At 71.0% G+C, this 25,906-nt stretch carries 26 protein-coding genes; 9 read left to right on the top strand and 17 right to left on the bottom strand.

Going from position 1 to position 25,906, the window contains the following annotated elements; genetic code table 11:
- The first annotated feature begins 20 nt into the window (after positions 1–20).
- Positions 21–1,790, top strand: coding sequence for a glycoside hydrolase family 15 protein (locus LL239_RS01790; RefSeq protein ID WP_228161721.1), 1,770 nt, complete (start codon positions 21–23; stop codon positions 1,788–1,790).
- A gap of 50 nt (positions 1,791–1,840) precedes the next feature.
- Positions 1,841–2,530, top strand: a complete 690-nt coding sequence (locus LL239_RS01785) for a hypothetical protein (protein WP_228161720.1) — start codon at positions 1,841–1,843, stop codon at positions 2,528–2,530.
- 80 nt (positions 2,531–2,610) lie between these two features.
- Here the strand turns inward: LL239_RS01785 and LL239_RS01780 are convergent, their stop codons facing one another.
- From LL239_RS01780 to LL239_RS01765, 4 genes are all read right to left on the bottom strand, one after another.
- A complete protein-coding gene (locus tag LL239_RS01780) occupies positions 2,611–3,738 on the bottom strand; it encodes an ABC transporter permease (RefSeq protein ID WP_228161719.1) in 1,128 nt (375 codons plus the stop codon).
- Positions 3,735–4,619 (bottom strand): ABC transporter ATP-binding protein, encoded by an 885-nt coding sequence (locus LL239_RS01775; RefSeq protein WP_228161718.1) that lies wholly within the window; start codon positions 4,617–4,619, stop codon positions 3,735–3,737. The genes LL239_RS01780 and LL239_RS01775 overlap by 4 nt, the downstream gene beginning before the upstream one ends.
- Positions 4,620–4,725: 106 nt before the next feature.
- Positions 4,726–5,424 (bottom strand): response regulator, encoded by a 699-nt coding sequence (locus LL239_RS01770; RefSeq protein WP_228161717.1) that lies wholly within the window; start codon positions 5,422–5,424, stop codon positions 4,726–4,728.
- Positions 5,417–6,688, bottom strand: coding sequence for a sensor histidine kinase (locus LL239_RS01765; RefSeq protein ID WP_228161716.1), 1,272 nt, complete (start codon positions 6,686–6,688; stop codon positions 5,417–5,419). Before LL239_RS01765 ends, LL239_RS01770 begins: the two co-directional genes overlap by 8 nt.
- Before the next feature lie 146 nt (positions 6,689–6,834).
- On the opposite strand from LL239_RS01765, the gene LL239_RS01760 reads away from it, so the two are divergent.
- Positions 6,835–7,407: an NADPH-dependent FMN reductase gene (locus LL239_RS01760; protein ID WP_228161715.1), complete on the top strand. Its 573-nt coding sequence runs from the start codon at positions 6,835–6,837 to the stop codon at positions 7,405–7,407.
- Between the two features lie 105 nt (positions 7,408–7,512).
- Here the strand turns inward: LL239_RS01760 and LL239_RS01755 are convergent, their stop codons facing one another.
- The gene (locus LL239_RS01755) at positions 7,513–7,743 is read right to left on the bottom strand and encodes a hypothetical protein (protein WP_228161714.1); all 231 of its coding nucleotides are present in this window, start codon (positions 7,741–7,743) and stop codon (positions 7,513–7,515) included.
- A 79-nt stretch (positions 7,744–7,822) separates the two neighbouring features.
- The gene (locus tag LL239_RS01750; protein ID WP_228161886.1) at positions 7,823–8,665 is read right to left on the bottom strand and encodes an exodeoxyribonuclease III; all 843 of its coding nucleotides are present in this window, start codon (positions 8,663–8,665) and stop codon (positions 7,823–7,825) included.
- A gap of 208 nt (positions 8,666–8,873) precedes the next feature.
- Between LL239_RS01750 and pyrE the strand changes: the two genes are divergently transcribed.
- Positions 8,874–9,452 carry an orotate phosphoribosyltransferase gene (pyrE, locus tag LL239_RS01745; RefSeq protein ID WP_228161713.1) on the top strand — a complete coding sequence of 193 codons (579 nt, stop codon included), beginning with the start codon at positions 8,874–8,876 and terminating at the stop codon, positions 9,450–9,452.
- Positions 9,453–9,481: 29 nt separating this feature from the next.
- On the opposite strand, the gene LL239_RS01740 is transcribed toward pyrE, so the two are convergent.
- The 4 genes from LL239_RS01740 to LL239_RS01725 form a co-directional block, all read right to left on the bottom strand.
- Positions 9,482–9,622 (bottom strand): hypothetical protein, encoded by a 141-nt coding sequence (locus tag LL239_RS01740; RefSeq protein ID WP_228161712.1) that lies wholly within the window; start codon positions 9,620–9,622, stop codon positions 9,482–9,484.
- Positions 9,623–9,638: 16 nt separating this feature from the next.
- Positions 9,639–10,211: a YdeI/OmpD-associated family protein gene (locus LL239_RS01735; protein WP_228161711.1), complete on the bottom strand. Its 573-nt coding sequence runs from the start codon at positions 10,209–10,211 to the stop codon at positions 9,639–9,641.
- 1 nt (position 10,212) lies between these two features.
- The gene (locus LL239_RS01730; protein WP_228161710.1) at positions 10,213–11,043 is read right to left on the bottom strand and encodes an HAD-IIA family hydrolase; all 831 of its coding nucleotides are present in this window, start codon (positions 11,041–11,043) and stop codon (positions 10,213–10,215) included.
- A 114-nt stretch (positions 11,044–11,157) separates the two neighbouring features.
- Positions 11,158–11,328, bottom strand: coding sequence for a CsbD family protein (locus LL239_RS01725; RefSeq protein WP_228161709.1), 171 nt, complete (start codon positions 11,326–11,328; stop codon positions 11,158–11,160).
- Between the two features lie 189 nt (positions 11,329–11,517).
- Between LL239_RS01725 and LL239_RS01720 the strand changes: the two genes are divergently transcribed.
- Together LL239_RS01720 and LL239_RS01715 are read left to right on the top strand one after the other, a co-directional pair.
- Positions 11,518–12,465, top strand: a complete 948-nt coding sequence (locus LL239_RS01720; protein WP_228161708.1) for an SDR family NAD(P)-dependent oxidoreductase — start codon at positions 11,518–11,520, stop codon at positions 12,463–12,465.
- 41 nt (positions 12,466–12,506) lie between these two features.
- Positions 12,507–15,401 (top strand): HAD-IC family P-type ATPase, encoded by a 2,895-nt coding sequence (locus LL239_RS01715; protein WP_228161707.1) that lies wholly within the window; start codon positions 12,507–12,509, stop codon positions 15,399–15,401.
- Between the two features lie 48 nt (positions 15,402–15,449).
- Here LL239_RS01715 and LL239_RS01710 read toward each other — a convergent pair whose 3' ends face one another.
- On the bottom strand, positions 15,450–16,085 hold the full coding sequence (locus tag LL239_RS01710; RefSeq protein ID WP_228161706.1) for a metal-dependent transcriptional regulator: 636 nt from the start codon (positions 16,083–16,085) through the stop codon (positions 15,450–15,452).
- A gap of 9 nt (positions 16,086–16,094) precedes the next feature.
- Positions 16,095–17,372, bottom strand: a complete 1,278-nt coding sequence (locus LL239_RS01705) for an Nramp family divalent metal transporter (protein WP_228161705.1) — start codon at positions 17,370–17,372, stop codon at positions 16,095–16,097.
- Between the two features lie 202 nt (positions 17,373–17,574).
- Between LL239_RS01705 and LL239_RS01700 the strand changes: the two genes are divergently transcribed.
- Positions 17,575–18,231, top strand: coding sequence for a TrmH family RNA methyltransferase (locus LL239_RS01700; RefSeq protein WP_374197605.1), 657 nt, complete (start codon positions 17,575–17,577; stop codon positions 18,229–18,231).
- 10 nt (positions 18,232–18,241) lie between these two features.
- Here the strand turns inward: LL239_RS01700 and LL239_RS01695 are convergent, their stop codons facing one another.
- Genes LL239_RS01695 through LL239_RS01685 form a run of 3 tightly spaced genes read right to left on the bottom strand, consistent with a single transcriptional unit; the run spans position 18,242 to position 20,493 of the window.
- Entirely contained in the window at positions 18,242–18,526 is a 285-nt protein-coding gene (locus LL239_RS01695; RefSeq protein ID WP_228161704.1) for a hypothetical protein, read from the bottom strand.
- Positions 18,527–18,576: 50 nt separating this feature from the next.
- Positions 18,577–19,119 carry a hypothetical protein gene (locus tag LL239_RS01690; protein ID WP_228161703.1) on the bottom strand — a complete coding sequence of 181 codons (543 nt, stop codon included), beginning with the start codon at positions 19,117–19,119 and terminating at the stop codon, positions 18,577–18,579.
- A gap of 51 nt (positions 19,120–19,170) precedes the next feature.
- The gene (locus LL239_RS01685) at positions 19,171–20,493 is read right to left on the bottom strand and encodes an MATE family efflux transporter (protein WP_228161884.1); all 1,323 of its coding nucleotides are present in this window, start codon (positions 20,491–20,493) and stop codon (positions 19,171–19,173) included.
- Between the two features lie 92 nt (positions 20,494–20,585).
- Here LL239_RS01685 and LL239_RS01680 point away from each other — a divergent pair, with 92 nt between their 5' ends.
- Both LL239_RS01680 and LL239_RS01675 read left to right on the top strand, forming a co-directional pair.
- Entirely contained in the window at positions 20,586–22,559 is a 1,974-nt protein-coding gene (locus tag LL239_RS01680) for a M13 family metallopeptidase (RefSeq protein WP_228161702.1), read from the top strand.
- Positions 22,560–22,607: 48 nt separating this feature from the next.
- Positions 22,608–23,570: a serine hydrolase gene (locus tag LL239_RS01675; protein ID WP_267188770.1), complete on the top strand. Its 963-nt coding sequence runs from the start codon at positions 22,608–22,610 to the stop codon at positions 23,568–23,570.
- 66 nt (positions 23,571–23,636) lie between these two features.
- Here the strand turns inward: LL239_RS01675 and purU are convergent, their stop codons facing one another.
- Both purU and LL239_RS01665 read right to left on the bottom strand, forming a co-directional pair.
- Positions 23,637–24,524, bottom strand: a complete 888-nt coding sequence (gene purU, locus LL239_RS01670; protein ID WP_228161700.1) for a formyltetrahydrofolate deformylase — start codon at positions 24,522–24,524, stop codon at positions 23,637–23,639.
- 156 nt (positions 24,525–24,680) lie between these two features.
- Positions 24,681–25,883: a cobalamin-independent methionine synthase II family protein gene (locus tag LL239_RS01665; RefSeq protein ID WP_228161699.1), complete on the bottom strand. Its 1,203-nt coding sequence runs from the start codon at positions 25,881–25,883 to the stop codon at positions 24,681–24,683.
- Positions 25,884–25,906: the final 23 nt, after the last annotated feature.

The following is a 25,906-nucleotide window of genomic DNA, read 5'->3' as shown; positions in this document are numbered from 1 at the left end:
CCCCTGCCACAATCGCCAGGGTGAGCACTCCGATCGAGGACTACGCCGTCCTCAGCAACTGCCGATCCGCCGCCCTGGTGTCCCGGGACGGCAGCGTCGACTGGCTGTGCCTGCCCCGCTATGACAGCGCGTCGATGTTCGGGGCGCTGCTGGGCGACGAGTCGCACGGGTCCTGGTCGCTGCGCCCCACCGACCCGGATGCGGTGGTCACTCGCCGCTACGACGACGGCACTTTCGTCCTCATCACGCGCTGGGAGACCGCGACCGGGGTCGCGGAGGTGCACGACGCGATGCCGATCGACGAGGGGGTCGAGGCCCTCGTGCGCCGTGTCGTCGGCATCTCGGGCGAGGTCGACTTCGTCAGCGAGGTGCGTTTCCGCTTCGACTACGCCCGCGCCATCCCGTGGGTGCGGCAGATCGGCCACACGCACGACCACGCGATCCTCGCCGTCGCCGGTCCCGATTCGGTCGTGCTGCGCGGTCCGCGCCTGATCGCCGTCGACACCGCGCACCGCGCCCTGTGGACCACGGTGGCCGGCGAGAGCGTCGACTCGGTGCTCGCGTGGGGCCCCTCGTGGCAGCAGCCGCCCGCGGCGATCGACGTGGATGCCACCCTCAAACGCACCACCGAGTGGTGGGCCGAATGGGCGGGACGGGTCGAAGCCGCCGGCGAGCACGCCGAGCTCGTCACGCGCTCGCTGCTCGTGCTGCGCGCCCTCACGCACGCCGAGACCGGGGGCATCGTGGCCGCGGCCACGACGTCGCTGCCGGAGGCGTTCGGGGGAGAGCGCAACTGGGACTACCGCTACGTGTGGCTGCGCGACGCGGCCCTCACCCTGAGCGCCTACATCGACCACGGCTACCTCGAGGCGGCGCATCGGTGGCGCACGTGGTTGTTGCGGGCGATCGCGGGCGATCCCGCCGATGTGCAGATCATGTACGGCATCGCGGGCGAGCGCGACCTGCCCGAGCGCGAGATCACGAGCCTGCCCGGGTACGACGGCGCGCGCCCGGTCCGCATCGGGAACGGGGCGGTCGACCAGTATCAGGCGGACGTCATCGGCGAGGTGATGGTCGCCCTCGAGGCGGCGCGAGACGCCGGTGTCGAGGAGACGACGTTCTCGTGGTCGCTGCAGCGGGCTCTGCTGGACCAGCTCGCCGAGTGGTTCGACCGCCCCGACAACGGCATCTGGGAGATGCGCGGCGACCCCCACTTCTTCACGCATTCGCGCGCGATGGTGTGGGCGGCGTTCGATCGTGGCATCCGGGCCGTCGAACGAGACGGTCTGGACGGCGAGGTCGACACGTGGCGCGAACTGCGCGACCGTGCCCGGGCGGACATCGATTCCCGGGGTGTCCACGCGGGCGGCTGGTTCACCCAACATTTCGACACCGACGAGGTCGACGCGTCGCTGCTCATCCTGCCGAGGGTGGGCTACTGCGCGTACGACGATCCCCGCATGCTCGCCACGGTCGCGCGCATGGAGCAGACACTCATGCCCGACGGTTGGCTCTTGCGGTATCGCACGACCGGTGTCGACGGGCTGACGGGTGACGAGCATCCGTTCCTGGCGTGCTCCTTCTGGCTGGTCGAGCAGTACGCGCGAAGCGGTCGCCGCGAGGAGGCGGTCGCCCTCATGCGTCGCCTCACCTCTGTCGTCAACGACGTGGGACTGCTGTCGGAGGAGTTCGACCCGATCGGCGGCCACCACGTCGGCAACACGCCGCAGGCGCTGTCTCACCTCGGGCTCGTCGGTGCCGCCGACGCTCTGGAGGAGACGGCATCCTGACGTCGGGGGAGGGCCGCCCCGCCGCCCGCCCCGCGCTCTAGAGTCGAGCCATGAGCGACGATGACGTCGAGCTCCACCGCTTGCGTGCGCGCGTCTACGGCGGCCACGGAGGGTCGGCGACCGCGGCCGAGATCGCGCGGCTGACCGAACTCGAAGACGCCGAGCGGGAGCGCCGGGCGCCGCGATCCTCGGCCGCGCGCGAGACGCACGAGAGCGCCATCGCCGCGGAGCCCGAGCCCCCGGATGCCACGCCCCCGCGCCGTCGTGCCGTCGCGGCCGTGGCCGCGGTCGTCGCCGCCGGTCTGCTCCTCGCCGCCGGATTCGCCGCCGGTGCGTCTTCGCCCGCGTTCGTCGCCGCACCGACCTCGACGCCCACCCCGACCGCCCCCGCGTTTCCCGAGCTCGCGTTCCCGCAGACCGATGACGACCTCATCTCGGCTCCCCTGATCGACGACAGCGGTATCGATCCGTCGAGCACTCGCTACATCGCCGTCATCTTCGGGTTCCGCGTATTTCTCGCCGCGCGCGAGCGCGGGGAGGGGGTGTGCGTCGTCACCTTCACCGTCGACGACGGAGAACCCTGGGCGGCCGGCTGCACGACCGGGGGCCCCTTCGACGACGGAGCCGTGTTCGGGGTCGACGAGCACCTGAGCATCGCGCTGGGCGACGCGAGCCGCATGTCGATCAAGGGCACGCCCGTGCGCCTGTCGGACTCGGTGACCGCGTTCGTCACCGGCTGACACGCGGGGCCCGGACGACAGAACGAGGGGTGGATGCCAGAAGCCGTGGCATCCACCCCTCGAGATCGGGTTCGAGCCGGTCAGCCCCGCAGGGCCTCCGCCAGCTTGACGCGGGCCCCCATGCGCAGCAGGGAGTTCTGGTAGATCCGCGCGGCGATCGCGATCGCGGCGACGCACGAGGCGATGAGGATCAGCAGCGACAGCACGGGCTCCCACCACTGGGCGTCGCCGAGGTACATCCGCAGCGGCATCCCCACCGGAGCCGAGAAGGGCACGTACGACATGATCGTCAGCACGACGGGGTTGTCGTTGAAGAAGATGACCAGGAAGTACGGCGCCATGACCAGCATCGTGATCGGGGTCGTGGTGGCGCCGATGTCCTCCTGGCGCGACACCATCGCCGCCGCCGCGGCGAACAGCGACGCCAGCAGCACGAACCCGAAGAGGAAGAAGATCGCGAACCAGGCGATCGGCGCCCCGAGGGCGCCGAGCACGCCGACCTGATCGGTGACGGCGAGCCCCACTACGGCCACCGCCGCCAGCAGCACGATCTGCGCCATCGCCAGGATCGTGTTGCCGAGCACCTTGCCCGCCAGCAACGCCCGCACCGGTATGGCCGAGATCAGGATCTCGACGACGCGCGTCTGCTTCTCTTCGACGACGCTCTGGGCGATCGTGCCGCCGAACGTGCTCGCGGCGATGAGGAACACGACACCGAAGCCGAGCGCGATGAAGTAGCGGAGCGCGTCCGCCGCTCCGGCGCCCGGTTCCAGCGACTCCACCGTGGGCGTCTCGCTCAGCATCTGCAGCAGCGTGCCCGGCACGCCGTCCTTCACCACGACGGTGTAGTCGAACGCCGGGTTCGACGAGCCGGACACCAGGGCGGCATCCACCGTTTCGTCCTCGACGAGCGCCCGGGCGGCGGCGTCGGAGTCGGCGACCGTCGCCTCGACCCCCTGGAGCCCCGAGACCGCGGCCTCGGTTTGACTCGTCACGGCGACCGGGATGCCGCTGCCCACCGCGTCGCGCGCGGCGAAACCGCCCCACAGCACCGACGCGAGGGCGGCGACGACGAGGATCGCCGTCGAGATGACGAAGGCCTTGCTGCGCAGCTTGGAGCCGATCTCGCGCTCCGCCACGAGCCACACGCTCTGCAGCTCGCCGGGCGCGCCGGGCGTCGACCGCCGGGGCGTCGTTGCGGTGCTCACTGGATGACCTCCTTGAAGATGTCGGCGAGGGTCGGGCGCTGCGGCGCGAAGCTCGCGACGTCGCCGCGGGCGACCGCGGCGCGCAGGACGCTCTGAGCTGATGCATCGTCGTCGGCGTCGAACACGGCGTACCCGCCGTCGAAGTCGAGCACCGTGATGCCGGGCTGAACGCGCAGCCAGCCGGCGTCGCCGCCCGAGAGCAGCTCGTACCGGTGCGTCGCGTGCTCGGCGCGGAGCGCCTCGCGGCTGCCGGCCGCACGGATCGTGCCGCCCGCGATGATGACGAGGTCGTCGCACAGGCGCTCGACGACGTCGAGCTGGTGCGACGAGAACAGCACCGCCGTGCCCGTGGCCGCCTTCTCCTGCAGCACCCCGGCGACGACGTCGACCGCGAGCGGGTCCAGGCCCGAGAACGGCTCGTCGAGGATCAGGACGTCGGGCTCGTGCACGAGCGACGCGGCGATCTGCGCGCGCTGCTGGTTGCCGAGCGAGAGCGTCTCGACCAGATCGCCGAGGCGTTCGCCCAGCCCGAGCCGTTCGAGGAGCGCCGTGGCCTTGGCCGTGGCATCGGCCTTCCCGAAGCCGTGCAGCCGGGCGAGGTAGGCGATGTGCTCGACGACCTTCATCTTCGGGTACAGGCCGCGCTCTTCCGGCATGTAGCCGAACCGGCGCCGGTCCGCGGCGGTGAGCGGTTCCCCGTCGATCGCGACCGTCCCCGCGTCCTTGGCGAGCACGCCCAGGGCGATGCGCATGGTCGTCGTCTTCCCCGCGCCGTTGCCGCCGACGAAGCCCGTCAGCCGACCCGGCGCCACGGTGAAGCTCACGTCGTCGAGAACGCGGCGTCCGCCGTAGCTCTTGGTGATGCCGTCCAGTTCGAGCACGGTCCACCCCTTTCTGGTGATGGCGTCCACGCTACGGAGGGCGGTTCCGCCCGGCATCCGTCCGGGGGAGGGTTCTGCTGCTCCACCGCAAGGGGGAGGCTGACGGTCAGGTCAGACCGTGGCGGTGCGCGAGCACGACGGCCTCCACGCGGTCGCGCGCGCCGAGCTTCTGCAGCACATTCGACACGTGCGTCTTCACCGTGGCCTCGCCGATGTAGAGACGGGCCGCGATCTCGGCGTTGCTGAGGGCCTCGGCGACGAGTCGGAGCACCTCGGCCTCGCGATCGGTCAGCGGCTCGACCAGGGGGAGAGGCGCCACCGGGATCGCCGGCGAGCCGCCGGAATGGACGGGGGTGGATGCCGTCGCCCCGGCGTCCCCGCCCGCGAAACGGGCGATCACGCGGCGCGTGACCTCGGGTGCGAGCAGCGCATCGCCCGCGCCCACCACTCGAACGGCGCTCACGAGCTCCTCCGGGCCGGCGTTCTTCAACAGGAACCCGCTGGCCCCCGCCGCGAGCGCGTCGAACAGGTAGTCGTCGCGGTCGAACGTCGTGACGATGAGCACCGCCGCCTCCGACGCGGGGTCGGCGACGATGCGCCGCGTCGCCTCGAGTCCGTCCATGTCGGGCATCTGCACGTCCATGCAGATCACGTCCGGCCGCAGCGTCGCGGCCGCGGCGATCGCCTCCATGCCCGTGCGCGCCTCGCCGACGACCTCGATGTCGTCCTCCAGAGACAGGATCGTTCGGAAGCCGGCCCGCATCATCGCGTGGTCGTCGACGAGCAGCACCCGTAGCTCAGGCATGCGAGACCTCCGACTCGACGATCGGCACCCGGACCCGGACGAGATACCCTCCGCGCGTGCGCGGACCCATCTCGATGCTTCCGCCCGAGACGGCGGCGCGCTCGCGCATCCCCCGCTGTCCGAGACCCGGTGCGGCGGATCCGCGGCGGCCGGTGTTCGTCACCTCGAGCTCCACGCTGGTGTCGTCGAAACGCACGCGCACATCGGCCGTCGCACCGGGGCCCGCGTGCCGACGGGCGTTGGTCAGCGCCTCCTGCGCGATGCGGAACAGATTCACCTGAACGAGGGGAGGCGGCTCGGCGGCGGCCTCCCCGATCACGGCGAACGTCGTGGGGAGGCCCGCAGCGGTGGCCTCGGCCACGAGCGACGGAATGGATGCCAGGCCGTGGGTCGTCGGAGCGGTGTCGGTGCTCGGCTCGCCCGCGTCATCGGCATCCGGGGTCCGCAGCGTCTCGAGGAGCTGCCGCAGCTCCCGCAGCGACGTCCGCGCGGACTCTTCGATGCCGCTCAGCACCTCGCGCGACTTCGCGGGATCGCGGTCCATGACGGAGCGGGCGACTCCGGCCTGGACGCCCATCAGCGACACGTGATGGGCCACGACGTCGTGCAGTTCGCGTGCGATGCGCACCCGGTCGAGGGCCACCGCCTGCGCCGCGGTGATCTCGCGCTCGGCCTCCAGCTCGGCGGTGCGTTCCTCCAGGGCCCTGCGCTGCATGCGTTGCTGATGGGAGCGCTCGCCGAAGAAGTACGCGCCGCCGAAGAACAGCGCGTTGAGCCCCAGCGCCAGCAATTGCGACGCGACGAAGGGCGAGAACGCGCCCGTTCGGGACGGGAAGCCTTCGGGGACCTGATCCACCGGCATCGTGGCGTCCTGGAACATCACCACGAACAACCAGGCGAACATGCCGAGGATGATGGCCACGCGCACGAGCGTGGCGCGACGCCGGTTCGTCGACCACGCACCGACCGTGTAGATCGCGATGAACATGGCGATATTGCCCGCGTACACCTCGGGGACGCGCAGCGTCACGGCGAAGAAGTACGCCAGCGACACGATCACCGCCACGATCGACGGCCAGCGGCGTCGGAACGCGAGCGGGACGGACAGCACGGCGACGTACACCACGGCGAGGACGAACTCCGCCTGCTGGTCGCCGTAGAGCCCCGCGACGGCCGAGAGCACCGCGCTCAGCAGGCCGCCGACGAACAGCACCGCCGCGAGCACGATGTCGCTGCGCCACTGCGCGCGCGTGAGGTTCGGCATCCCTCCACGTTATGGGGGACCCCCGACCTCCGGCATCCCCCTTCGGAGGGAGTCAACCCCCGCGGGGAATAGGCCCACGCCGGAAAAGCTTGCACGTGCATGCATCGGGCGCGCGTGCGCCCCCCGTCATCCCAGAGAGGATCACCGTGACCGAGTACACGATCGGCTACATCGTCGGAAGCATCTCCAGCACCTCGATCAACCGCCGCCTGGCGAAGGCGCTCGAGAAGGTGGCGCCCGAGGGCGTGACGCTGAAGGAGATCCCGATCAAGGACCTCCCGTTCTATTCGCCCGACTACGACGGGAACTTCCCTCCGGTCGCACGGGAGTTCAAGAGCGCGATCGAGGATGCCGACGGTGTCATCATCGTCACCCCCGAGTACAGCCGCTCGATCCCCGGAGTGCTGAAGAACGCCCTCGACTGGTCGGCCCGCCCGTACGGCGAGGCCTCGTTCAACGACAAGCCCACCGCCGTGGTCGGCACCTCGCAGGGCGGCATCGCCACCGCCGCCGGTCAGCAGCACCTGCGCTCGGTCCTCCTGCACTACAACGCGCTCGTGCTCGGTCAGCCCGAGGGATACATTCAGTCGACGCCGGGCCTGTTCGAAGAGGACGGCACCGTCACCGACGAGGGCACCGCCGCCTTCCTCCGTTCCATCATCGAGGCGCTCGTGACCCTGGTGAAGCGCACGGCACCCGCCGAGGTCCCTGCGGCCTGACGGTCCGGTTCGGGGCGCGATCCGCGCAGTGGGGCGTGCAATTCACGCCCCGCTGCGCGAGATGCGCCCCACACCCGCGGGGCGCCCGCGCGGCTCACGCCGGGGTCAGTCCTCGTCGGCCGGTGGGCCGTCGGAGGAGGGCCGATTCCCTGCGGCCAGTTCCCCCCGCAGGCGCACGAAACCCAGTCCCATGACGACGACGCCGACCAGGAGGGTCGCGATTCTGACGGCGACGTGCAGGTCCTGGAACAGCAGGGTGGGAAGCGTCAGAATGAAGGTCGCGGCGATGAAATACCAGACCGTCGGGGAGTCCTGTGGGTCATTCGTCGGTGCCATGAAGATCTCCTTCGTCCGTGCGAGCGTACGAGGGATCACGTCGCAGTGACTCCCCCGTGAGACGGAGCCCTGGATGCCGTCAGCCGAAGATCATCGGGAGGTCGTCGTCCTCGTCGCGCGAGAGGTCGAGGTCGGCGACGACGGGCACGTGGTCGCTGGGCGCCTCGCCCTTGCGCTCGTCGCGGTGGATCTCGGCGCCCTGCACCGCGTCGGCGAACGCCGGCGACCCGAGGATGAAGTCGATCCGCAGCCCCTCGTTGCGGGGGAAGCGCAGCTGCTTGTAGTCCCAGTAGGTGTAGCCGGTGGGGATGAGCGGTCGCACGACGTCGCTGAGCCCGGCGGACTCGAACGCGGCGAACGCAGCGCGCTCGGGCGGCGAGACGTGCGTGGTCACGCCCTCGATCACCGTGGGGTCGCCGTTGTCGGCATCCGTCGGGGCGATGTTGAAGTCGCCGGTGAGCGCGAGGGGAAGACCGGGGTTCGCCGCGAGGGTGTCCTCCGTGTGCTGGCGGAGGGCCCCGAGCCAGTCGAGCTTGTAACGATAGTGGGGATCGTCGAGGCCGCGGCCGTTGGGCACGTACAGACTCCACACGCGCACGCCGTCGACGGTGGCGCCGATCGCGCGCGCCTCCTTCGGGAGGTCGGGGCCCTCTTTGCCCTTCTCGAAACCGGGCATGCCGGGGAAGCCGATCTCGACGTCGTCGATCGGCTCACGGCTGGCGATCGCGACGCCGTTCCACTGGTTCAGCCCGTGCGCGACGACGTGGTAACCCGCCTCCTCGAACGCGGCGTAGGGGAACTGCTCCGTCTTGCACTTGATCTCCTGCATGGCCAGCACGTCGATGTGCTCGCGCACGCAGAACTCGACGGTGCGGGCGACGCGGGCGCGGACGGAGTTGACGTTCCAGGTGGCCAGGCGCATGGCATCCAGCCTACTTTCGGCCGCCGACATCGCCGGTCGCGCGGCGAGCAGCCCGGGCCGTCGCGCGGGGTCCGTCGGCGACACGCCGTTCGCCGGGCCCGGGCACGGCGTGTCGGACGGGAAGTCCGCGGTACGGATGCCACGGACAGCGGCCTGATCTGTTCTGATCACCGGGGGCGTGTCCATATGGAGCAATAGACTCGACGCCGTGACCGTCGCCTCCACTCCCGAGCTCGAAGCCGACCGCCAGGCGCTGATCCGCCTCATCTCCGACGAGGCGGTGTTCCACGGCGACTTCACGCTCTCGAGCGGCAAGAAGGCGACGTATTACGTCGACATGCGCAAGCTCACGCTCGATCACCGCGCCGCCCCCGCGATCGGCCGTCTCGTGCTCGACCTCGTGAAGGACCTCGACGGCGTCGTCGCCGTCGGCGGCCTCACGCTCGGCGCCGACCCGATCGCGAACGCCGTCATGCACGAGTCGGTGCACGCCGGTCACCCGCTCGACGCGTTCGTCGTGCGCAAAGAGCCGAAGGACCACGGCCGCGGGCGCCAGATCGAGGGCGCCGATGTCGCGGGCAAGCGCGTCGTCGTCGTGGAGGACACGTCCACCACCGGTCAGTCCGCGCTCAAGGCCGTCGAGGCGCTGCGACGCGAAGGCGCGGAGGTCGTCGCCGTCGCCGTGATCGTCGACCGTAAGACCGGTGCGCAGGCCGCGATCGAGGCCGAGGGCCTGCAGTGGCTGGCATCCATCGACCTCGACGACCTGGGCCTGCAGCCGCAGTGATCCGGATGCCGTCGCCGCGGGGCGACGGATCAGTCGGTGCCGTCGCCCGGGCCGTCGAACGGGTCTCGGCGTCCTCCGCGCCGAGAACGACGCCACTGCACGAGGAACGCAACGAGCGTCCCGGCGGTGATGAGGAACGCCGTGAGAAGCCAGAGCGTGCGGTCGTCCATGCGTCCATCCTTCCGATCAGGGGCGCTTGCCCGCGGCGGCGTCCGCCACGATCTTGGCGATCCGTGCGAGCCTCGTCTCCGGGCGGACCGCCATCGCGATCTGCGTCAGTCCGAACTTGCGGCTCGACGGCGGGAACGCGTCCCAGTTGGCCCGCGCCGCGGGGTCGGCGTCGAGTGCCGCGCTGAACTCGGGTGGCTCGAGGCCCGCCTCGGGTCCGTCGAGCACCTCCCATGCGCCGTTGGCGCGCGCGATCTCGAGCGCGCGGATGCCCGCGGGGCGAAGTCGCCCCTCCGCCTCGAGGCGCGCGATGCGGGCTTTGTTCGTCGCCGCCCAGCCGCTCTTCGGGCGTCGCGGAGCGAACCACAGTCCCGAACTGACCTCGTCGAACACGCGCACCGGCCCGTCGATCCAGCCGAAGCACAGTGCCTCGCAGATGGCTTCCTCGTAGGCGATGTACCGACTGGCGGCGGTGCCGCGGCCGCGCAGCAGCCAGGCGCCCTTCGACACGGTGTGGTTCTCCTCGAGCCAGCGGCCCCAGGCGGCGGCATCGACGGCCGCAACCTTGACCCCGTCGTCGAGCGCGCCCATGTCAGAGTCCTTGGCTGAGTCCCTCTTCGCCGTCGGCGAGGTCGGTCTCGACCGGTTCGTCGCGGACGAGCTCGGCCACGGACGACAGGATCTCGTCGGGACGGAAGGGGTACTTCTCGATCTCGCGCTCGTCGCTGATCCCCGTCATCACCAGCACGGTGTGCAGCCCGGCCTCGATACCGGCGACGATGTCGGTGTCCATACGATCGCCGATCATGCCGGTGTTCTCGGAGTGCGCGCCGATCCGGTTCAGCGCCGAGCGGAACATCATCGGGTTCGGCTTGCCGACGATGTACGGCTCCTTGTTGGTCGCCTTGGTGATGAGTGCCGCGATCGCGCCGGTCGCGGGCAGCACCCCCTCGGTCGAGGGGCCCGTGGCATCCGGATTCGTGGCGATGAAGCGGGCGCCGTCGCGGATGAAGCGGATGGCCTTGGTGATCGCCTCGAACGAGTAGTTGCGGGTCTCGCCGACGACGACGTAGTCGGGGGCGGTCTCGGTCATGATGAACCCCGCCTCGTGCAGCGCGGTGGTGAGCCCGGCCTCGCCGATGACGAAGGCGGAGCCGCCGGGCATCTGCGAGCGCAGGAAGTCGGCCGTGGCCAGGGCGGAGGTCCAGATGGAGGACTCGGGGACGACGAGCCCCGATGCCCGCAGCCGTGCGCTGAGGTCGCGTGGCGTGAAGATGGAGTTGTTGGTCAGCACCAGGAACGGCGTGCCCTCGGCCCGCCACTGGGCGAGCAGCTCGGCAGCGCCGGGCACAGGCGTGTTCTCGTGAACGAGCACGCCGTCCATATCGGTCAGCCAGCACTCCACGTCGCCACGGGTTCGCATGGCCTCAGCCTAGCCCCGCGCGCCGACATGACCGCCGGTGAACCGAGCCGACATGGCCGCCGGTGGACCGGAGCGGGCCGTGCCCTGTCGCGACGGCCCGCTGCGCCCGCGAAGTTACTTGAAGGCGTCCTTGACGTTCTCGCCCGCCTTCTTCGCGTCGGCCTTGGCCTGGTCGGCTTTGCCCTCTGCGGCGAGCTTGTCGTTGTCCGTCGCCTTGCCGATGGCCTCCTTGGCCTTGCCCACGATGCCCTCAGCGGCGTTCTTGATCTTGTCGTCGAGACCCATGATCGGTTCCTTCCCGTTGCGTGAGACGTCGCGCGGGCCCGGCCGGCCCGGCGGAGCAGGAGCGCTCGGTTCTGAGACGAGACGAGCGCGTGGTTCGTCACGCGATCGAGCGAAAAAGTTCACACGATCGGTATTCCGCATCCGGCATGAACCGGTGACGGGCTCCGGCGATCTCGTTAGGGTCGTAGGGTGGCGCGCGACGAGTGGGACCCCCGGAACCTCCCCGACCTCTCGGGCCGCGCGTACCTCGTCACCGGGGCCACCCGCGGTCTCGGCTACTTCTCGTGCGAACAGCTCGCCGGTGCGGGCGCGCACGTGGTGTTGACGGGACGCAATCCGAACCGACTCGTGCGGGCGAAAGAGGCGGTGCGTCGGACACATCCGGATGCCTCGATCGAGACGCTCCTGCTCGACACGAGCAACCTCGGGTCGGTGCGCGCGGCTGCGGCGACGGTCCGCGCCCGCGGGCGGCTGGACGGACTGCTGATGAACGCCGGCATCGTGCACCCACCGAAGACGCGCGAGCTGGCCGGCGGTCACGAGCGCGTGTTCGCGACGAATGTGCTCGGGCACTTCGCTCTGGCGGGGGAGCTGCTCACGCCCCTCGCCACCGCGCGCGGGCGCATGGTGTGGGTGGGGAGCATGTCGACGTCCATCTGGAAGCACGTGCCCACCGACCCCGAACTGATGGAGGGCTACACGCCCTGGCGGGCCTATGTCCAGTCCAAGGCCGCCACCACGGCGCTCGCACTGGAGGCGGACCGCCGGCTGCGCGCCCACAGCGTGCCGGTGGAGAGCCTCGTCGCGCATCCCGGGTACTCGACGAGCGGCCGCACGCGCGGCATCCGCGGAGTGAACGAGCCGTCGCGTCTCACGCGCTTCGTGGACAACCTGCAGGCCCCCTTCACGCAGTCCAAGGACGAGGGGGCGTGGGCGCTCGTCCGGGCGCTGGTCGATCCTCACGCCGAGGGAGGATCGATGTACGGCCCCGCGCTCGTGGCCCGCGGTGCGCCCCGGTCCGCCACTCCGGCCCGGCGTACGCGCGACGGGGCTCTGGGGGCCGATCTCTGGCGTGCATGCGAGACGGCGACGCACGTCCGATGGCCGTTCGAGAGGGTGCGGCGCACGGCCTCCTGAAGCGATCCTGCGACGTCGGGGTCTGCCCCTACAGTGATCGCATGGACCAGACGACCGTCGAGGGCACCGACGTCGGCGATGTGCGCGGGCTCTCGGCCTCCGCCGTCGCCGAGCGGGTCGCCGCGGGGCAGGCCAATGCCTTCGTCGCAGACAGCAGCCGATCGGCGTGGAACATCGTGCGGGCGAACGTCTTCACACTGTTCAACGGGATCGTGGGTGCCTGCTTCCTCGTTCTGCTTCTGCTCGGTCGGTGGCAGGATGCGCTGTTCGGTGTCGCGGCCCTTTCCAACGCCGTCATCGGGTGCGTGCAGGAGTTCCGTGCCAAGGCCGCTCTCGATCGCCTCGCGCTGCTGAACGCTCCGCGTGCGCGCGTGCGCCGCGACGGCGTCGACGTCGAGATCGCCCCCGCAGAGGTGGTCCGCGACGATCTGCTCGTGCTGCGCGCGGGGGATCAGGTCCCCGCCGACGCGGTCGTGGCCTCGTCGCGGGCGCTGCAGATCGACGAGTCGATGTTGACGGGCGAGTCGGATGCCGTGGACAAGCGGCCCGGTGACGAAGCGCTGTCGGGGTCGATCGTCGTCGCGGGTGAGGGGACGGCCCGCGCCGCGCGCGTCGGGGCCGAGTCGTACGCGAACACGTTCGCGAGTGAGGCGAAGCGATTCCAGCTCGTCTCCAGCGAACTGCGCACCTCGATCGACCGCGTCCTGAAGTGGGTCGGGTGGGGCATCGGCCCCATCGGCCTGCTCGTGCTCAACGCGCAGATGATGGTCGCGGGCGGATGGGTGCGGGCCTGGCAGCAGGGCACGTGGTCTCAGGCGGTGGTCAACACCATCGCCGCTCTGACGGCGATGATCCCGCTGGGCCTGGTACTGATGACCTCGATCGCCTTCGCGGTCGGCGCAGCGCGGCTGGCGAGCAAGAGGGTCCTGGTCAACGAGTTGCCCGCCGTCGAGGGGCTCGCACGGGTCGACGTCATCTGCCTCGACAAGACCGGGACGTTGACGGCCGGTGAGATCCGTTTCGACGCCGCGCTCGAGCTGCAGCCGATCGACGGCTGGCGGGATGCGCTGGCCTGGTACGGTGCGGCCGACGACGCCAACGCGACCGCGCAGTGCCTCCGTGACCCGTTCCCGGTCACCACGCCACTCGGCGTCGCCGAGCGCATCCCGTTCTCCTCCGCGCGCAAGTGGAGTGCGGTGTCGTTCGCGGGTGGCGCCGCGGGGACGTGGGTGCTCGGCGCGCCCGAGATGGTCTTCGGCGACACCGCGGCGGACCCGGCGACGGAGCTCGGTGAGGCCGTGACCCGCCTGGCATCGTCGGGACGCCGCACCCTCGTTCTTGCCCATACGGCCGACCCGCTGGATGCCGCCGACGTCGCGGCCGAGCGTCTTCCTGCCGGTGCCGTCGCCGTGGCGGTGCTCACGTTCGTCGAGGCGGTGCGTCCGGACGCGCCGGAGGCCCTGGCGTACTTCCGTGAGCAGGGCGTCGCCGTGCGCGTCATCTCGGGCGACAACCCCCGCACCGTCGCGGCGATCGCCCGCGAGGTGGGGCTCGACGTCGACGAGGGGTACGACGCCCGCGGCCTTCCCGACGACGACGGCGAACTGGGCCGCATCCTCGAGGAGCACACGGTGTTCGGGCGGGTCACGCCCGACCAGAAGAAGCGCATGGTGACGGCCCTTCAGGCCCGCGGGCACGTCGTGGCGATGACCGGCGACGGCGTGAACGACGCGCTGGCCATCAAGACCGCCGACATCGGGATCGCGATGAACTCCGGTGCCGCCGCCACGAAGGCCGTCGCGCGGCTCGTGCTGCTGGACGGGCGCTTCTCGCACCTTCCCTCGGTCGTCGCCGAGGGGCGTCAGGTCATCGCGAACATCGAGCGCGTCTCGATGCTGTTCCTCACCAAGACGGCCTACGCGACGGGGCTCGCCGTGCTGTTCGGCGCACTCGTCATGGAGTTCCCGTTCCTGCCGCGGCAGTTGTCGATCACCGACGGCCTCACCATCGGCATCCCGGCGTTCTTCCTCGCGCTGCTGCCGAACGCCCAACGCTACGTGCCGGGCTTCCTGCGGCGCTCGTTGAGCTTCGCCATCCCGGCGGGGCTGGTGATCGCCGTGGCGTTGACCCTGTACACGCGGGCGGCGATGTCGCTGGGGCTCGGTGTGGAACAGCTCCGGACGGGAGCGACGGTCATCCTCGCGATCGTGGCGATCTGGGTGCTGACGGTGCTCTCCCGCCCGGTCACCCGCGTGAAGGTGCTCGTGATCGGGGCAATGTTCATCGCCCTCACGGCGATCTTCACGATCCCGGCGCTGGGGCAGTTCTTCCAGCTGCAGGACCCCGGGGAGGACGGCGCGTGGCTCGTGACCGGGGTCGTGATCGCCGCCGTGGGCGCGATCGAGATCGTGCGGTTCGCCCACCGTCGCTTCGTGCGGCGGATGCTGCGCGAGTCCGCCCGGTCACCGCGCCACGGGCTCCCGGGATCCGCCGCGGGCGAGGCGGCCGCGACGAACGTCGTCGCGCTCAGACGACCGCTCCTGGTCACCGTCGCGGTGGTTCTCGTGTACCTCGGCGGGCTCGCGAACACCGCCCTCGGTGTGCTCGTGCTCCTCGCCCGTTACGACATGGATGCCGAAGACATCCTCCCCGTATCGCTCGTGGGTGCGGCGACGATCCTGCTGGGCCTGCTCACTGTCGCCGGCGGTTCGTCGCTCGCCCGCGGCAGCCGGCTGGCTCGGACCCTGCTGACCGTCTACCTCACGGTGCTCGTGATCCTGCAGGCGTTCGCGTTGGCGCTCACCGAGCTCGACCCGACGATCGCCGTCGCGCTGCTCGCGGCGGTCGCCGTGGTCGCAGCCGTCTGGATCCCGCCGACCGCGCGACACTACTTCCGCCCCGGCGTCTCGGCGGCGGACCCTTCTCCGATGATCTGAATCGGCGGGCTCGCACCTCAGGGCGGTGGACACGCCCTGCCGGTGAGCTCAGCGGGTGAGCCAGACCGAGCCGCCGGCGCCCTCGGGCAGCGTCACCTCGACACCGTCTGCGCGCACCACGTCGCGCGAGACCACCTCGAGCTCGTGGCCGACATCGATGCGCCGGTCGACCAGGGCGCGCAGCAGCGCGGGGTCGCGGTCGCTGACCCGCAGCACGCGGCCGGAGTGACCCGATGCCGCGTCCTGGAGGAGCACGAAGGGTTCGCGGTGCACCGCGCCGGTGGCATCCGGGATCGCATCGCCGTGCGGATCGAACCGCGGGCGTCCGAGCCGTTCGTCGATGCCCTCGAGAAGCCGGTCGCTGAGCGAGTGCTCGAGCACCTCTGCCTCGTCGTGGACCTCGTCCCACGAGTAGCGGAACTCGCGCACCAGCCAGGTCTCGATCAGACGGTGGCGGCGGATGACCGACGCCGCGCGCCGCTCACCGGCCGGCGTGAGAGACACAGGGCCGTAGGGGCGATGGCTCACCAGACCTTGCGCGGCGAGCTTCTTCACCATCTCGGTCACACTCGAGGGGGCGAGGCCGAGCACACCGGCCAACTGCGAGGGCGTGATGGGGTCGTCCTGCCACTCGGTGTGGTGGTAGATGGCCTTGAGATAGTCGTCGGCCACGGGCGATTCCACGCGATCAGCCTAACCGCCGGTGAACACCAGCCACAGGAGCACGGTGTTGAGCGCGACGAGGAAGACCGACGCCGCCACCCCCGCGACCGTCGTGAGCACGCGATTGCGGTACGCGCCGAGCACGTCGCGCCGTGCGGTGAGGGCGACGAGGGGGATGAGGGCGAACGGGATGCCGAACGACAGCACCACCTGGCTGAGTACCAGGGCGAGGGTGGGGTCGATGCCGGCCCCGAGGATCAGGAGAGCCGGGATCAGGGTGACGAGCCGGCGCACGAGCAACGGCACGCGGATGTGCAGCAGCCCGTGCATGATCTCGGCGCCCGCGTAGGCGCCCACAGACGTCGAGGCCAAGCCGCTGGCGAGCAGTCCCACCGCGAACAGTGTCGCCACGACGGGACCGAGTCCGTCGCGCAGCGCCGCGTACGCCCCCTCGAGACTGTCGGTTCCGCTCACGCCCGCGAGGTTCGCCGCGGCCAGCAGGAGGATGGCGAGGTTGACGGTGCCGGCGATCGCGAGGGCGATCGTCACATCCCATCGCGTCGCGCGCAGCAGTCGGGGCGTCGACAGCCCACGGGCGGCCTCGAGATCGGCGGGCCGGCTGGGTCGCGGGGGAGCGAAACGGTCGCGGCTGAGCGCCGAGTGGGCGTAGATCGCGTGCGGCATGATCGTCGCGCCGAGGATCGAGGCGGCCAGCAGCACCGACGTCGCCCCGTCGAACCGGGGGACCAGGCCCGCGACCACGCCGGCCGGGTCGGGTGGTGCGAAGAAGAGCCCCGCGGTGAAGCCGACGGCGATGATGAGCAGCAGACCGATGACCACCGTCTCGAAGGCGCGTGCGCCGCGCCGCGACTGCACCACGAGCAGGCCGATCGAGACGACGCCCGTGATCGCTCCGCCCCACAGCAGCGGGATGCCGAACAGCAGGTTCAACGCGACCGCGCCGCCGATGACCTCGGCGACATCGGTGGCCATCGCCACCAGTTCGGCCTGCAGCCAGTACGCTCGCCGCGCCCACGGGCGGCGGATGCGCCTGCCGAGCACCTGCGGCAGGCTCTCGCCCGTCACGATCCCGAGCTTGGCCGAGAGGTACTGGATGAGCCATGCCATGACGTTGCCGAGCACGACCACCCATACGAGCAGGTAGCCGAACACGGCGCCGGCCGTCATGTTGCTGGCGACGTTCCCCGGGTCGAGGTAGGCCACACCCGCGACCAGCGCGGGCCCCAGCAGCCACATCGCCCGCCCCGTGCCGCGCCGGGGGATCGTGGCATCCATCGTTTTCGGCATGCCGAAATCCTAGCGATATTTCGGGTTACCGAAAAGCGGAGCAGGGCGATGTCGACGACTTGCCCCCGCGCCCCGTGCGCAGCCCTCCCGGTCCGGGCGCCGCGGCGCGCCGTGCGGCGCCGGATAGCCTGGACCCGTGAACCCCGGCGACGCGACCTCCGCACCCTCGGGAGCGACCCCGGCCGGCGACGTCGCAGAACCCGTGCGGCGCGAGAGTGCCGCGGCGGACGGTGGGCCGGAGAAGACGGAGCCCACACCCCTGCACGGCGTCGGCCCGTGGCCCGGGGGACCCGACGCGTGGCCCGACGATCCGCGCTACGACCGCGAACTGCTGGCCGAGGGAGACCGGCGCAACGTCGTCGACGCGTACCGCTACTGGACGATGGAGGCGATCGTCGCGGACCTCGATGCGCGGCGGCACCCCTTCCACGTCGCCATCGAGAACTGGCAGCACGACCTCAACATCGGTTCGATCGTCCGCAGCGCCAATGCGTTCCTCGCGGCGGAGGTGCACATCATCGGCAAGCGCCGCTGGAACCGCCGCGGGGCGATGGTCACCGACCGGTATCAGCACGTGCGACACCACGACGACGTGACCGCGTTCGCGGCGTGGGCACGCGGGCAGGGTCTCCCCGTTCTCGCGATCGACAACGTCGCGGGGTCCGTGCCGGTCGACCGTGCCGACCTACCCGAGTCCTGCGTCCTGCTCTTCGGTCAGGAGGGGCCCGGGCTCTCCCCCGAAGCGCTCGCCGCGGCCGAGGGCGTCATCGAGATCACCCAGTATGGGTCGACGCGGTCGATCAACGCGGCCTCGGCCGCGGCGGTCGTCATGTACGAGTGGTGCCGCCGCTGGGCGTGAGCCACCGTGATCAGTGCACGTCTGTGCGTGCGGGGCACTCATCGACCGCGGGCGAGCCGTGGACGCGACCGGTCCGCAGGAGCATCAGGGCCGCGCCGAAGAGCACGACGGCGCTGACGACGACCGACGCACCGAGCACCACCACCGAGAACGGTCGGCTCCGGTACACGAATGCCGCGGACGCGGCATCCCATTCCTGGTACTCCACGAAGTAGAAACCGCCCGCGCAGAAGATGGCCATGGCCAGGATCAGCGCGACGGTCACGATCAGCGTTGCCGCCACATGCCCCCGCATCCGACCAGGATAGAGATGTCGAGTGTCAAGCGTGTGAACTTTGCGCGAACTCACCCTCCTGCGCGCGGATGCACCTCGTAGGCGAACACCGCCTCGGTCGTCGAGTCCACGCGCAGTGTGCCTGCCGCCGTGGCATCCCACCGGATCGTCGTGGGAGCGGCGCCGGTCTCGCCGGGCGTCCCGCAGGCGACGTCGGCCGTGGTTCCCGCGGCGCCGTCGATCTCGACGGTGAGGGGCGCCCCGGTGGTGCTCTCGCACGCGACGACGACATCCCACGACCCGCCGACCGGGTCGAGGTCGACGCTGGCGCCGGCGGGTCCGACGCTGCCGGTTCCGCGTGCGACCGCGGTGCTGCCGCCCAGCCCGTTCTCGGGCAGCGCGGCCGCCGCCCACTGCTCGAGCCCCGTCGCATCGTCGGGCAGGGTCGCGCCCGGCGAGGGAGCCGAGGGCGAGAGCGAGGGAGTCTCCGCCGTGGACGAGGGGGAGGAGGAGGTCGGTGCCGCCGTATCGGTCGAGGTGCATCCCGCGAGCAGGAGCAGCGCGGGGAGGAGCAGGGCGGGAAGGGCCACCAGGGCCGGGGGTGTCGACCTCATGCCCGCACCGTACGCGCGCCTCCTGGGAGTCGCGTGGACATCGAAGTGCGTTCAGGAACCCGCCGTCATCCAGGCGCGACCGCGGACGCGTAGGCCCAGGGTCGCGGCCCGCGCCAGCATGTAGACCCCGAAGAAGGCCGCGGCGAGCCACGCCAGGCCCACCGGCCCGCCGCCCGCGAACAGCGCGACCAGAACGAGCGCCGGGATGTACGGCACCAGGTTTAGCAGGCCCGCGATCGCGAGGTAGCGGGCGTCGCCGGCGCCGATGAGCACCCCGTCGAGGACGAACACGAACGAGGCCAGGGGCTGGGCGACGGCGAGCACGAGGAGCGCCGGCTGGATCAGGGCCGCGATCGCGGGATCGCCGGTGAAGACGAGCCCGAGGACCCCGGATGCCGCGGCCACCAGCGCTCCGACGGCGACGCCGAACCACAGCCCCCACGCCACCGTGCGGGAGAGGACGTGCCGTGCGCCGGCGATGTCGCCCGCGCCGAGCGACTTGCCGACGAGGGCCTGGGCCGCGATCGCCAGGGCGTCGAGGGCGAAAGCGGCGGTCGAGAAGATCGTGAAGGCGATCTGCCATCCGGCGAGTTCGGCCGACCCGAGCCCCGTGGCCACCGCCACCGTCGCGAGGAACGCCGCCCGAAGGCTCACGGTGCGCAGGAACAGCCAGCCACCCGAGCGGGCGGTGCCGCGCAGGCCGCCGACCTCGGGACGCAGCGAGGCCGCGTGCTGCCGGGCGAGGCGCGTGGCGATGACCACGTACGCGCCCACCATTCCCCACTGCGCGACGACCGTGCCCACCGCCGAACCGGCGATGCCCCAGCCGAAGCCGTAGATGAACAGGGCGTTGAGCAGCGCGTTGACGCCGAAGCCGAGCCCGGCGATCCACAGGGGCGTCACCGTGTCCTGCATGCCGCGCAGCAGTCCCGTGGCGGCGAAGACCACGAGCATCGCCGGGAGTCCCCACATCGAGATCGACAGGTACACCCGGGCGTTCTCGGCGACGTCGGAGGCGGCTCCGAACACGTCGACCAGCGCGGGGGTGGCCAGGACGCCGACCAGGGCGAGCACCGCACCGATCGTGAGCGCGAACCACATCCCGTCGATTCCCACCGACACGGCGCGGCCCGGTTCTCCCGCGCCGTACCGGCGGGCGACGGCGGGGGTGGTGGCGTAGGCGAGGAAGACCATGAGCCCCACGACGGTGTGCAGCACCGCGCCGGCGATGCCGAGCCCCGCCAGCGGCGCGACGCCGAGGTGACCGACCATGGCGCCGTCGACGATGAGGAACAGCGGCTCGGCGATGAGGGCGCCCAGCGCCGGCACGGCCAGCCGCACGATCGCGCGGTTCAGCGTCGCCGGTACGGGGATGGTCACCGTCCGAGCCTAAGGGGGGCCTCCGACACGGCCGGTGTGCCCGGCATCCGGAGCCGTCGTGGATCGTGGGCACATATCCTGTCTGCATGACCGAGACCCCCCGCTCCGGTCTCGCGCTCGAAGAACTGAGCGACGAGATCCGCCCGCAGGACGACCTGTTCCGCCACGTGAACGGCCGCTGGCTCGAGCGCACAGAGATCCCCGACGACAAAGCCCGATGGGGCAGCTTCCATCTCATCGCCGAGCGGGCCGAGAAGGACGTGCGCACCATCGTGGAGGAGTCGCAGCAGGCCGAACCGGGCAGCGAAGCCCGCAAGATCGGCGACCTGTTCGCGAGCTTCATGGACACCGCCCGCATCGAAGAGGCGGGCGCGGCGCCGCTGGCCGACCAGCTCGCGCGCGTCGATGACGTGTCCGATATCGCCGGCTTCCTCCGGCTCGTCGGAGAGCTCGAGCGCGACGGCGTGAGCGGACTGCTCACGCTCTTCGTCGAGCCCGATCCGGGCGACCCCACCCGTTACGTGCCGGTGATCTACCAGGGCGGTCTGTCGCTCCCCGACGAGAGCTACTACCGCCTCGACAACTTCGCCGAGACGCGCGCCGCGTACCGCGCGCACATCGAGCGCATGTTCGGCCTGGCCGGGGTCGCCGAGCCCGAGGCATCCGCCGACCGCGTCTTCGCGCTCGAGACCGAGCTCGCGACGCACCACTGGTCGCGCGAGGACAGCCGTGACGCGGTGAAGACGTACAACCTGCGCACGTGGGACGAGATGGTCGGTCTCGCCGGCCTCGATCTCGTGCCGTGGCGCACGGGTGTGGCCCCCGGACACGAGGACGCCTTCGCCGAGGTCGTGGTGTACCAGCCGAGCTTCGTCGAGTCGCTCGGCGGGCTGCTCGTCGAGGACCGTCTCGAGGACTGGAAGGCGTGGCTGCGGTTCGCCGTCGTGCACTCCGCCGCGGCGTTCCTGTCGGAGGAGTTCGTGGCCGAGAACTTCGCGTTCTACGGCACGCAGCTCACCGGTGTGCCGGTCAACCGCGAGCGGTGGAAGCGCGGCGTCGGCCTGGTCGAGGCGGCGCTCGGCGAGGCCGTCGGCAAGGTGTACGTCGAGCGTCACTTCCCGCCCGCGGCGAAGGATGCCATGGACGTGCTCGTGCGCAACCTCATCGAGGCGTACCGCGAGTCGATCCAGTCGCTGGAGTGGATGACGCCCGAGACCCGCGAGCGTGCCCTCGCCAAGCTCGACGCCTTCACGCCGAAGATCGGCTACCCGGTGCGCTGGAAGGACTACTCCGCGCTCGAGATCGACGCGGCCGATCTCGTCGGCAACGTCCGCCGCGCGCACGTCTGGGAGCACGACCGTCAGCTCGCGAAGGTCGGCCAGCCGATCGACCGGGACGAGTGGTACATGACGCCGCAGACCGTCAACGCGTACTACAACCCGCTCATGAACGAGATCGTGTTCCCCGCGGCGATCCTGCAGTACCCCTTCTTCGACGCCGAGCGCGATGCGGCCGCCAACTACGGCGGTATCGGTGCGGTCATCGGCCACGAGATCGGGCACGGGTTCGACGACCAGGGGAGCCGGTTCGACGGCGACGGGTCGCTGCGCGACTGGTGGACGGATGCCGATCGCTCGGCGTTCGAGGAGCGCACCAAGGCGCTCATCGCCCAGTACGAGGCGCTCGTTCCCCAGGGGCTGAGCGAGGAGCACCACGTCAACGGCGCCCTCACGATCGGCGAGAACATCGGCGACCTCGGGGGCCTGGGCATCGCGATCCGCGCCTACCGGCTGTCGCTCGGCGAGGACCAGCCGGCCGACGGCCCCGTGGTCGACGGGTACAGCGGCATCCAGAGGCTGTTGCTCAGTTGGGCGCAGATCTGGCAGCAGAAGGGCCGGGATGCCGAGACCATCCGGCTGCTGACGATCGACCCGCACTCGCCGAACGAGTTCCGCTGCAACCAGATCGTGCGTAACATCGACGCGTTCTACGACGCGTTCGAGGTCACCGAGGCGGACGCCCTGTGGCTCGACGCCGACCAGCGCGTCACCATTTGGTGAGGTCGCGTTTGTTGCTCTTCTGACCCGGAAGGAGCCACGCTCGTGGGCATGCCACCGGTTCCCGAGCCTGCCGCACCCGAGCCCGCCGGGGGGCCTGTGGAGTCGTCGCGACGCGACGCTCCGGCCCTCCGCGGGTCCGCACGGAAGGGACCGCGTCGCCTGCCTCGGCGCGCCGCGGCGGGACGCCGGTCGTTCACGGCGACGCTCCGCGCGCTGGACGAGCTCGCGGCATCCGGGGCGAAGGTGTCGGTGCGCATCGACGACCTCGACGGCGGCTCGGCGGTGCTCGAGGGCGATGACTTCGTCACCCTGCCGGTCGGGGGGCTGGGAGTCGTCCCGCTGCTGATCGAGGTGGCGGCCGCGATCGAGGCGGGCCGCGTCGACGCGCTCGAGATCGTCGACCGCGCCACGGTGCACAGCGCGACGGCGGGGGGAGTCTGGCAGCACCTGAAGGCCCCCGCGCTCCCCCTGGCGGACGCGGCGGTCCTGGCGGCTTCGGCCGGCGACGCGCTGGCCGCCAACGCGCTGCTGCAGCGGGTCGGACTGCCCTCGGTTCGTTCGCGTATCGAGCAGCTCGGGCTGCGCCGTACCGCCCTGCTCGACCGGTTCCGCGATGATCGCGGACCCGACGACGCCCCGCACGTCGCGCTGTCCACCGCGCGCGAGATGGCGGCGGTGTTCGCAGGTCTGGTCAACTCGACGGTGGTGTCGCCGGGCGTGAGCGCCCAGGTGGCCGAGTGGCTGAGCCTGAACCACGACCTGTCGCTCGTGGCATCCGCGACCGGTCTCGATCCGTTCGCGCACGAGAACGATCGTCACGGGCTGCTCTTCGTCAACAAGACCGGGCGTTCCGAGGGCGTGCGCGCCGAGGCCGGCGTGCTCGGCGGCCCCCGCGCCGGCGTCGCCTACGCGCTCATCGTGAACTTCGACGATCTCTCGATCGCGCACCGTCTCCGCGCGCACGACGCGTTCCGCGTCCTCGGTGTGGAGCTGATGGAGTACGTGTTCTGACGGGCCCGTGTTCTGCGACGAAGCGTCACGCTCCGCACGCCACGCGCCCCGGGGTGGGGCAGCGCGTCAGGACGTGAACACGATCGTGTGGTTGCCGTGGCGGATGATGCGATCCTCGGCGTGCCACAGCACGGCCCGGGAGAGCACCTGACGTTCGACGTCGGCGCCGCGACGGGCGAGCTCGGCGGCCGAGTCGGCGTGGGTGACGCGGATGGTGTCCTGCTCGATGATCGGGCCCTCGTCGAGGTCGCTCGTGACGTAGTGCGAGGTCGCGCCGATGAGCTTGACGCCGCGCTCCTTGGCCTTCTTGTACGGCTCCGCCCCGATGAAGGCGGGCAGGAACGAGTGGTGGATGTTGATCACCGGGACCCCGATCTTCTCGAGGAAGTCGGGCGAGAGGATCTGCATGTAGCGGGCGAGCACGACGAAGTCGACGTTGCCGACGAGCAGTTCCAGGATGCGTGCTTCGGATGCCGACTTGTCGGGACCCGGCGTCGACGGGACGTGGAAGAACGGCACGCCGAACGAGCGGACGTCCTCGGCAGAGGTGGTGTGGTTCGACACGACCATCGGCACGCTGACCGGGAGGTCGCCGCGGCGGTGGCGCCAGAGCAGGTCGAGCAGGCAGTGGTCCTGCTTGGAGGCGAGGATGGCCATGCGCTTCGGCGTGGACAGGTCGGTGAGCTTCCACTCCAGGTCGAAGCCGTCGCTGAGCGTGCGATCGAGGTCGGCCTCGATCTCGGGCAGGGATGCCGCGAGATCGGGGCGGTGGAAGACCACCCGCTGGAAGTACGCCCCGCCGCGGGTGCCGTCGGAGTACTGGTCGAAGGCGACGATGTTGCCGCCCTGGCGAGCGATGAGAGCCGAGACCGCGGCGATGATCCCGGGGGTGTCGCTGCCGTGGACGATGAGGCACGCGTGATCGGGCTGCAGGTGGGGGCTCGCGGAGACCATCGAACCATTCTGCCGTGCCCGGGCGGCCACCGCGGACACGCCCGTCGGTTCGGGGCCTGGCATCGCCCCCGAGGCCACGGGCGGCCGCGCGGGCCGGGCATCGCCCCCGGGCCATTCGCAGCGCCCGGGACCGACGCGACCGCTCCGAACCCGGCGTCAGACGCGCGCGGCCGCCCGGCGGGCACCCTCGCCGAGGGCCTCGAGCTTCGCCCAGGCGATCTGCGGGTGCACGCGCCCGCCGAGGCCGCAGTCGGTCGAGGCGATGACACGGTCGGCGCCGACGATCCCGGCGAAGCGCTCGATCCGCTGGGCCACCAGGTCGGGGTGCTCCACGACGTTGGTGGCGTGTCCCACCACGCCCGGGGCGAGGATCAGGTCGTCGGGGATGTCGGCATCCGCCCACACCGTCCACTCGTGCTCGTGCCGCGCGTTCGCCGCCTCGAAGGAGATCTGTCCCACGTTCGCCTCGAGCACGACCGGCAGGATGTCGCGGAGCTCGATGTCGGTCACGTGGGGACCGTGCCACGAGCCCCAGCACAGGTGGAGGCGGACGCGGTCGCGGGGGATTCCCGCGAGAGCGTGGTTCAGGGCCTCGACCCGCGTGCGGGTGAACGCGACGTAGTCGGCGACCGAGGGGGCCGGGTTGATCTGGTCCCAGCTCTCGGCGAGCGACGGGTCGTCGAGCTGCAGGATGAGCCCCGCGTCGACGATCGCGCGGTACTCCTCGCGCAGAGCGTCCGCCCACGCGAACAGGTGCTCCTCGTCGGTGGTGTAGTACTCGTTGCGCACGCGCGCAGCGCTGCCCGGGGCGATCGCGGTGAGGAACCCCGTCTCGCCCTCGCCGAGCGCCGCGGTGAGGTGCTGGATGTCCGACGCGACGGCGGAGGCGCCGCGGTACGCGATCGGGCCGGTCGTGGTGGGAAAGGCGGTGGCGACCTTGCCGGTCGCGATACCGCTGTCGGGGCTCGTGTACGCCTCCGCGAACAGCTCGCGGTCGCGGCGGTCGGCGAACGACGTCAGGCGCACGTGGCCCGGTCCGGAGCGCACCGGCTGCTCGTTGAAGGCGTTGACCTCGGTGAGCGAGAGGCCGCTAACCCGCTGGAACGAGTACGACCACCAGGCGCCGTAGTCGACGGCGTTCGACATGGCCTTGCCGAACTCGCCGTCGCCGACGAGCGTGATGCCCGCCTCGCGCTGCCGCCGAACGACGTCGGCGACCGCGTCGTCCACGAGCGCGTCGAAGGCGGCGTCCCCCGGGGCGAAGGTGAAGCCGTCCTCGGCGAACGTGCGTGCGGCGTTCGCGGCGATGAGGGCATCCGTCCGGGGAAGGCTGCCGGCGGTGGTGGTCTGAATGCTCATACGGTCCTCCGGTCGATCGGTGC

This window comes from Microbacterium testaceum, from assembly GCF_020781835.1.
In the GTDB taxonomy this organism is placed as follows: domain Bacteria; phylum Actinomycetota; class Actinomycetes; order Actinomycetales; family Microbacteriaceae; genus Microbacterium; species Microbacterium testaceum_H.
This window is presented reverse-complemented; position numbering and strand designations above follow the sequence as displayed.

What these genes read in the sequence shown, in the direction of transcription:
- LL239_RS01785 (WP_228161720.1), top strand. Translation starts at nt 1,841, where the DNA reads ATGAGCGACGATGACGTCGAGCTCCACCGCTTGCGTGCGCGCGTCTAC.
- LL239_RS01770 (WP_228161717.1), bottom strand. Translation starts at nt 5,424, where the DNA reads ATGCCTGAGCTACGGGTGCTGCTCGTCGACGACCACGCGATGATGCGG.
- LL239_RS01765 (WP_228161716.1), bottom strand. Translation starts at nt 6,688, where the DNA reads ATGCCGAACCTCACGCGCGCGCAGTGGCGCAGCGACATCGTGCTCGCG.
- LL239_RS01755 (WP_228161714.1), bottom strand. Translation starts at nt 7,743, where the DNA reads ATGGCACCGACGAATGACCCACAGGACTCCCCGACGGTCTGGTATTTC.
- LL239_RS01750 (WP_228161886.1), bottom strand. Translation starts at nt 8,665, where the DNA reads ATGCGCCTGGCCACCTGGAACGTCAACTCCGTCCGCGCCCGCGTCGCC.
- LL239_RS01740 (WP_228161712.1), bottom strand. Translation starts at nt 9,622, where the DNA reads ATGGACGACCGCACGCTCTGGCTTCTCACGGCGTTCCTCATCACCGCC.
- LL239_RS01735 (WP_228161711.1), bottom strand. Translation starts at nt 10,211, where the DNA reads ATGGGCGCGCTCGACGACGGGGTCAAGGTTGCGGCCGTCGATGCCGCC.
- LL239_RS01730 (WP_228161710.1), bottom strand. Translation starts at nt 11,043, where the DNA reads ATGCGAACCCGTGGCGACGTGGAGTGCTGGCTGACCGATATGGACGGC.
- LL239_RS01725 (WP_228161709.1), bottom strand. Translation starts at nt 11,328, where the DNA reads ATGGGTCTCGACGACAAGATCAAGAACGCCGCTGAGGGCATCGTGGGC.
- LL239_RS01715 (WP_228161707.1), top strand. Translation starts at nt 12,507, where the DNA reads ATGGACCAGACGACCGTCGAGGGCACCGACGTCGGCGATGTGCGCGGG.
- LL239_RS01705 (WP_228161705.1), bottom strand. Translation starts at nt 17,372, where the DNA reads ATGCCGAAAACGATGGATGCCACGATCCCCCGGCGCGGCACGGGGCGG.
- LL239_RS01695 (WP_228161704.1), bottom strand. Translation starts at nt 18,526, where the DNA reads ATGCGGGGGCATGTGGCGGCAACGCTGATCGTGACCGTCGCGCTGATC.
- LL239_RS01690 (WP_228161703.1), bottom strand. Translation starts at nt 19,119, where the DNA reads ATGAGGTCGACACCCCCGGCCCTGGTGGCCCTTCCCGCCCTGCTCCTC.
- LL239_RS01680 (WP_228161702.1), top strand. Translation starts at nt 20,586, where the DNA reads ATGACCGAGACCCCCCGCTCCGGTCTCGCGCTCGAAGAACTGAGCGAC.
- LL239_RS01675 (WP_267188770.1), top strand. Translation starts at nt 22,608, where the DNA reads ATGCCACCGGTTCCCGAGCCTGCCGCACCCGAGCCCGCCGGGGGGCCT.
- purU (WP_228161700.1), bottom strand. Translation starts at nt 24,524, where the DNA reads ATGGTCTCCGCGAGCCCCCACCTGCAGCCCGATCACGCGTGCCTCATC.
- LL239_RS01665 (WP_228161699.1), bottom strand. Translation starts at nt 25,883, where the DNA reads ATGAGCATTCAGACCACCACCGCCGGCAGCCTTCCCCGGACGGATGCC.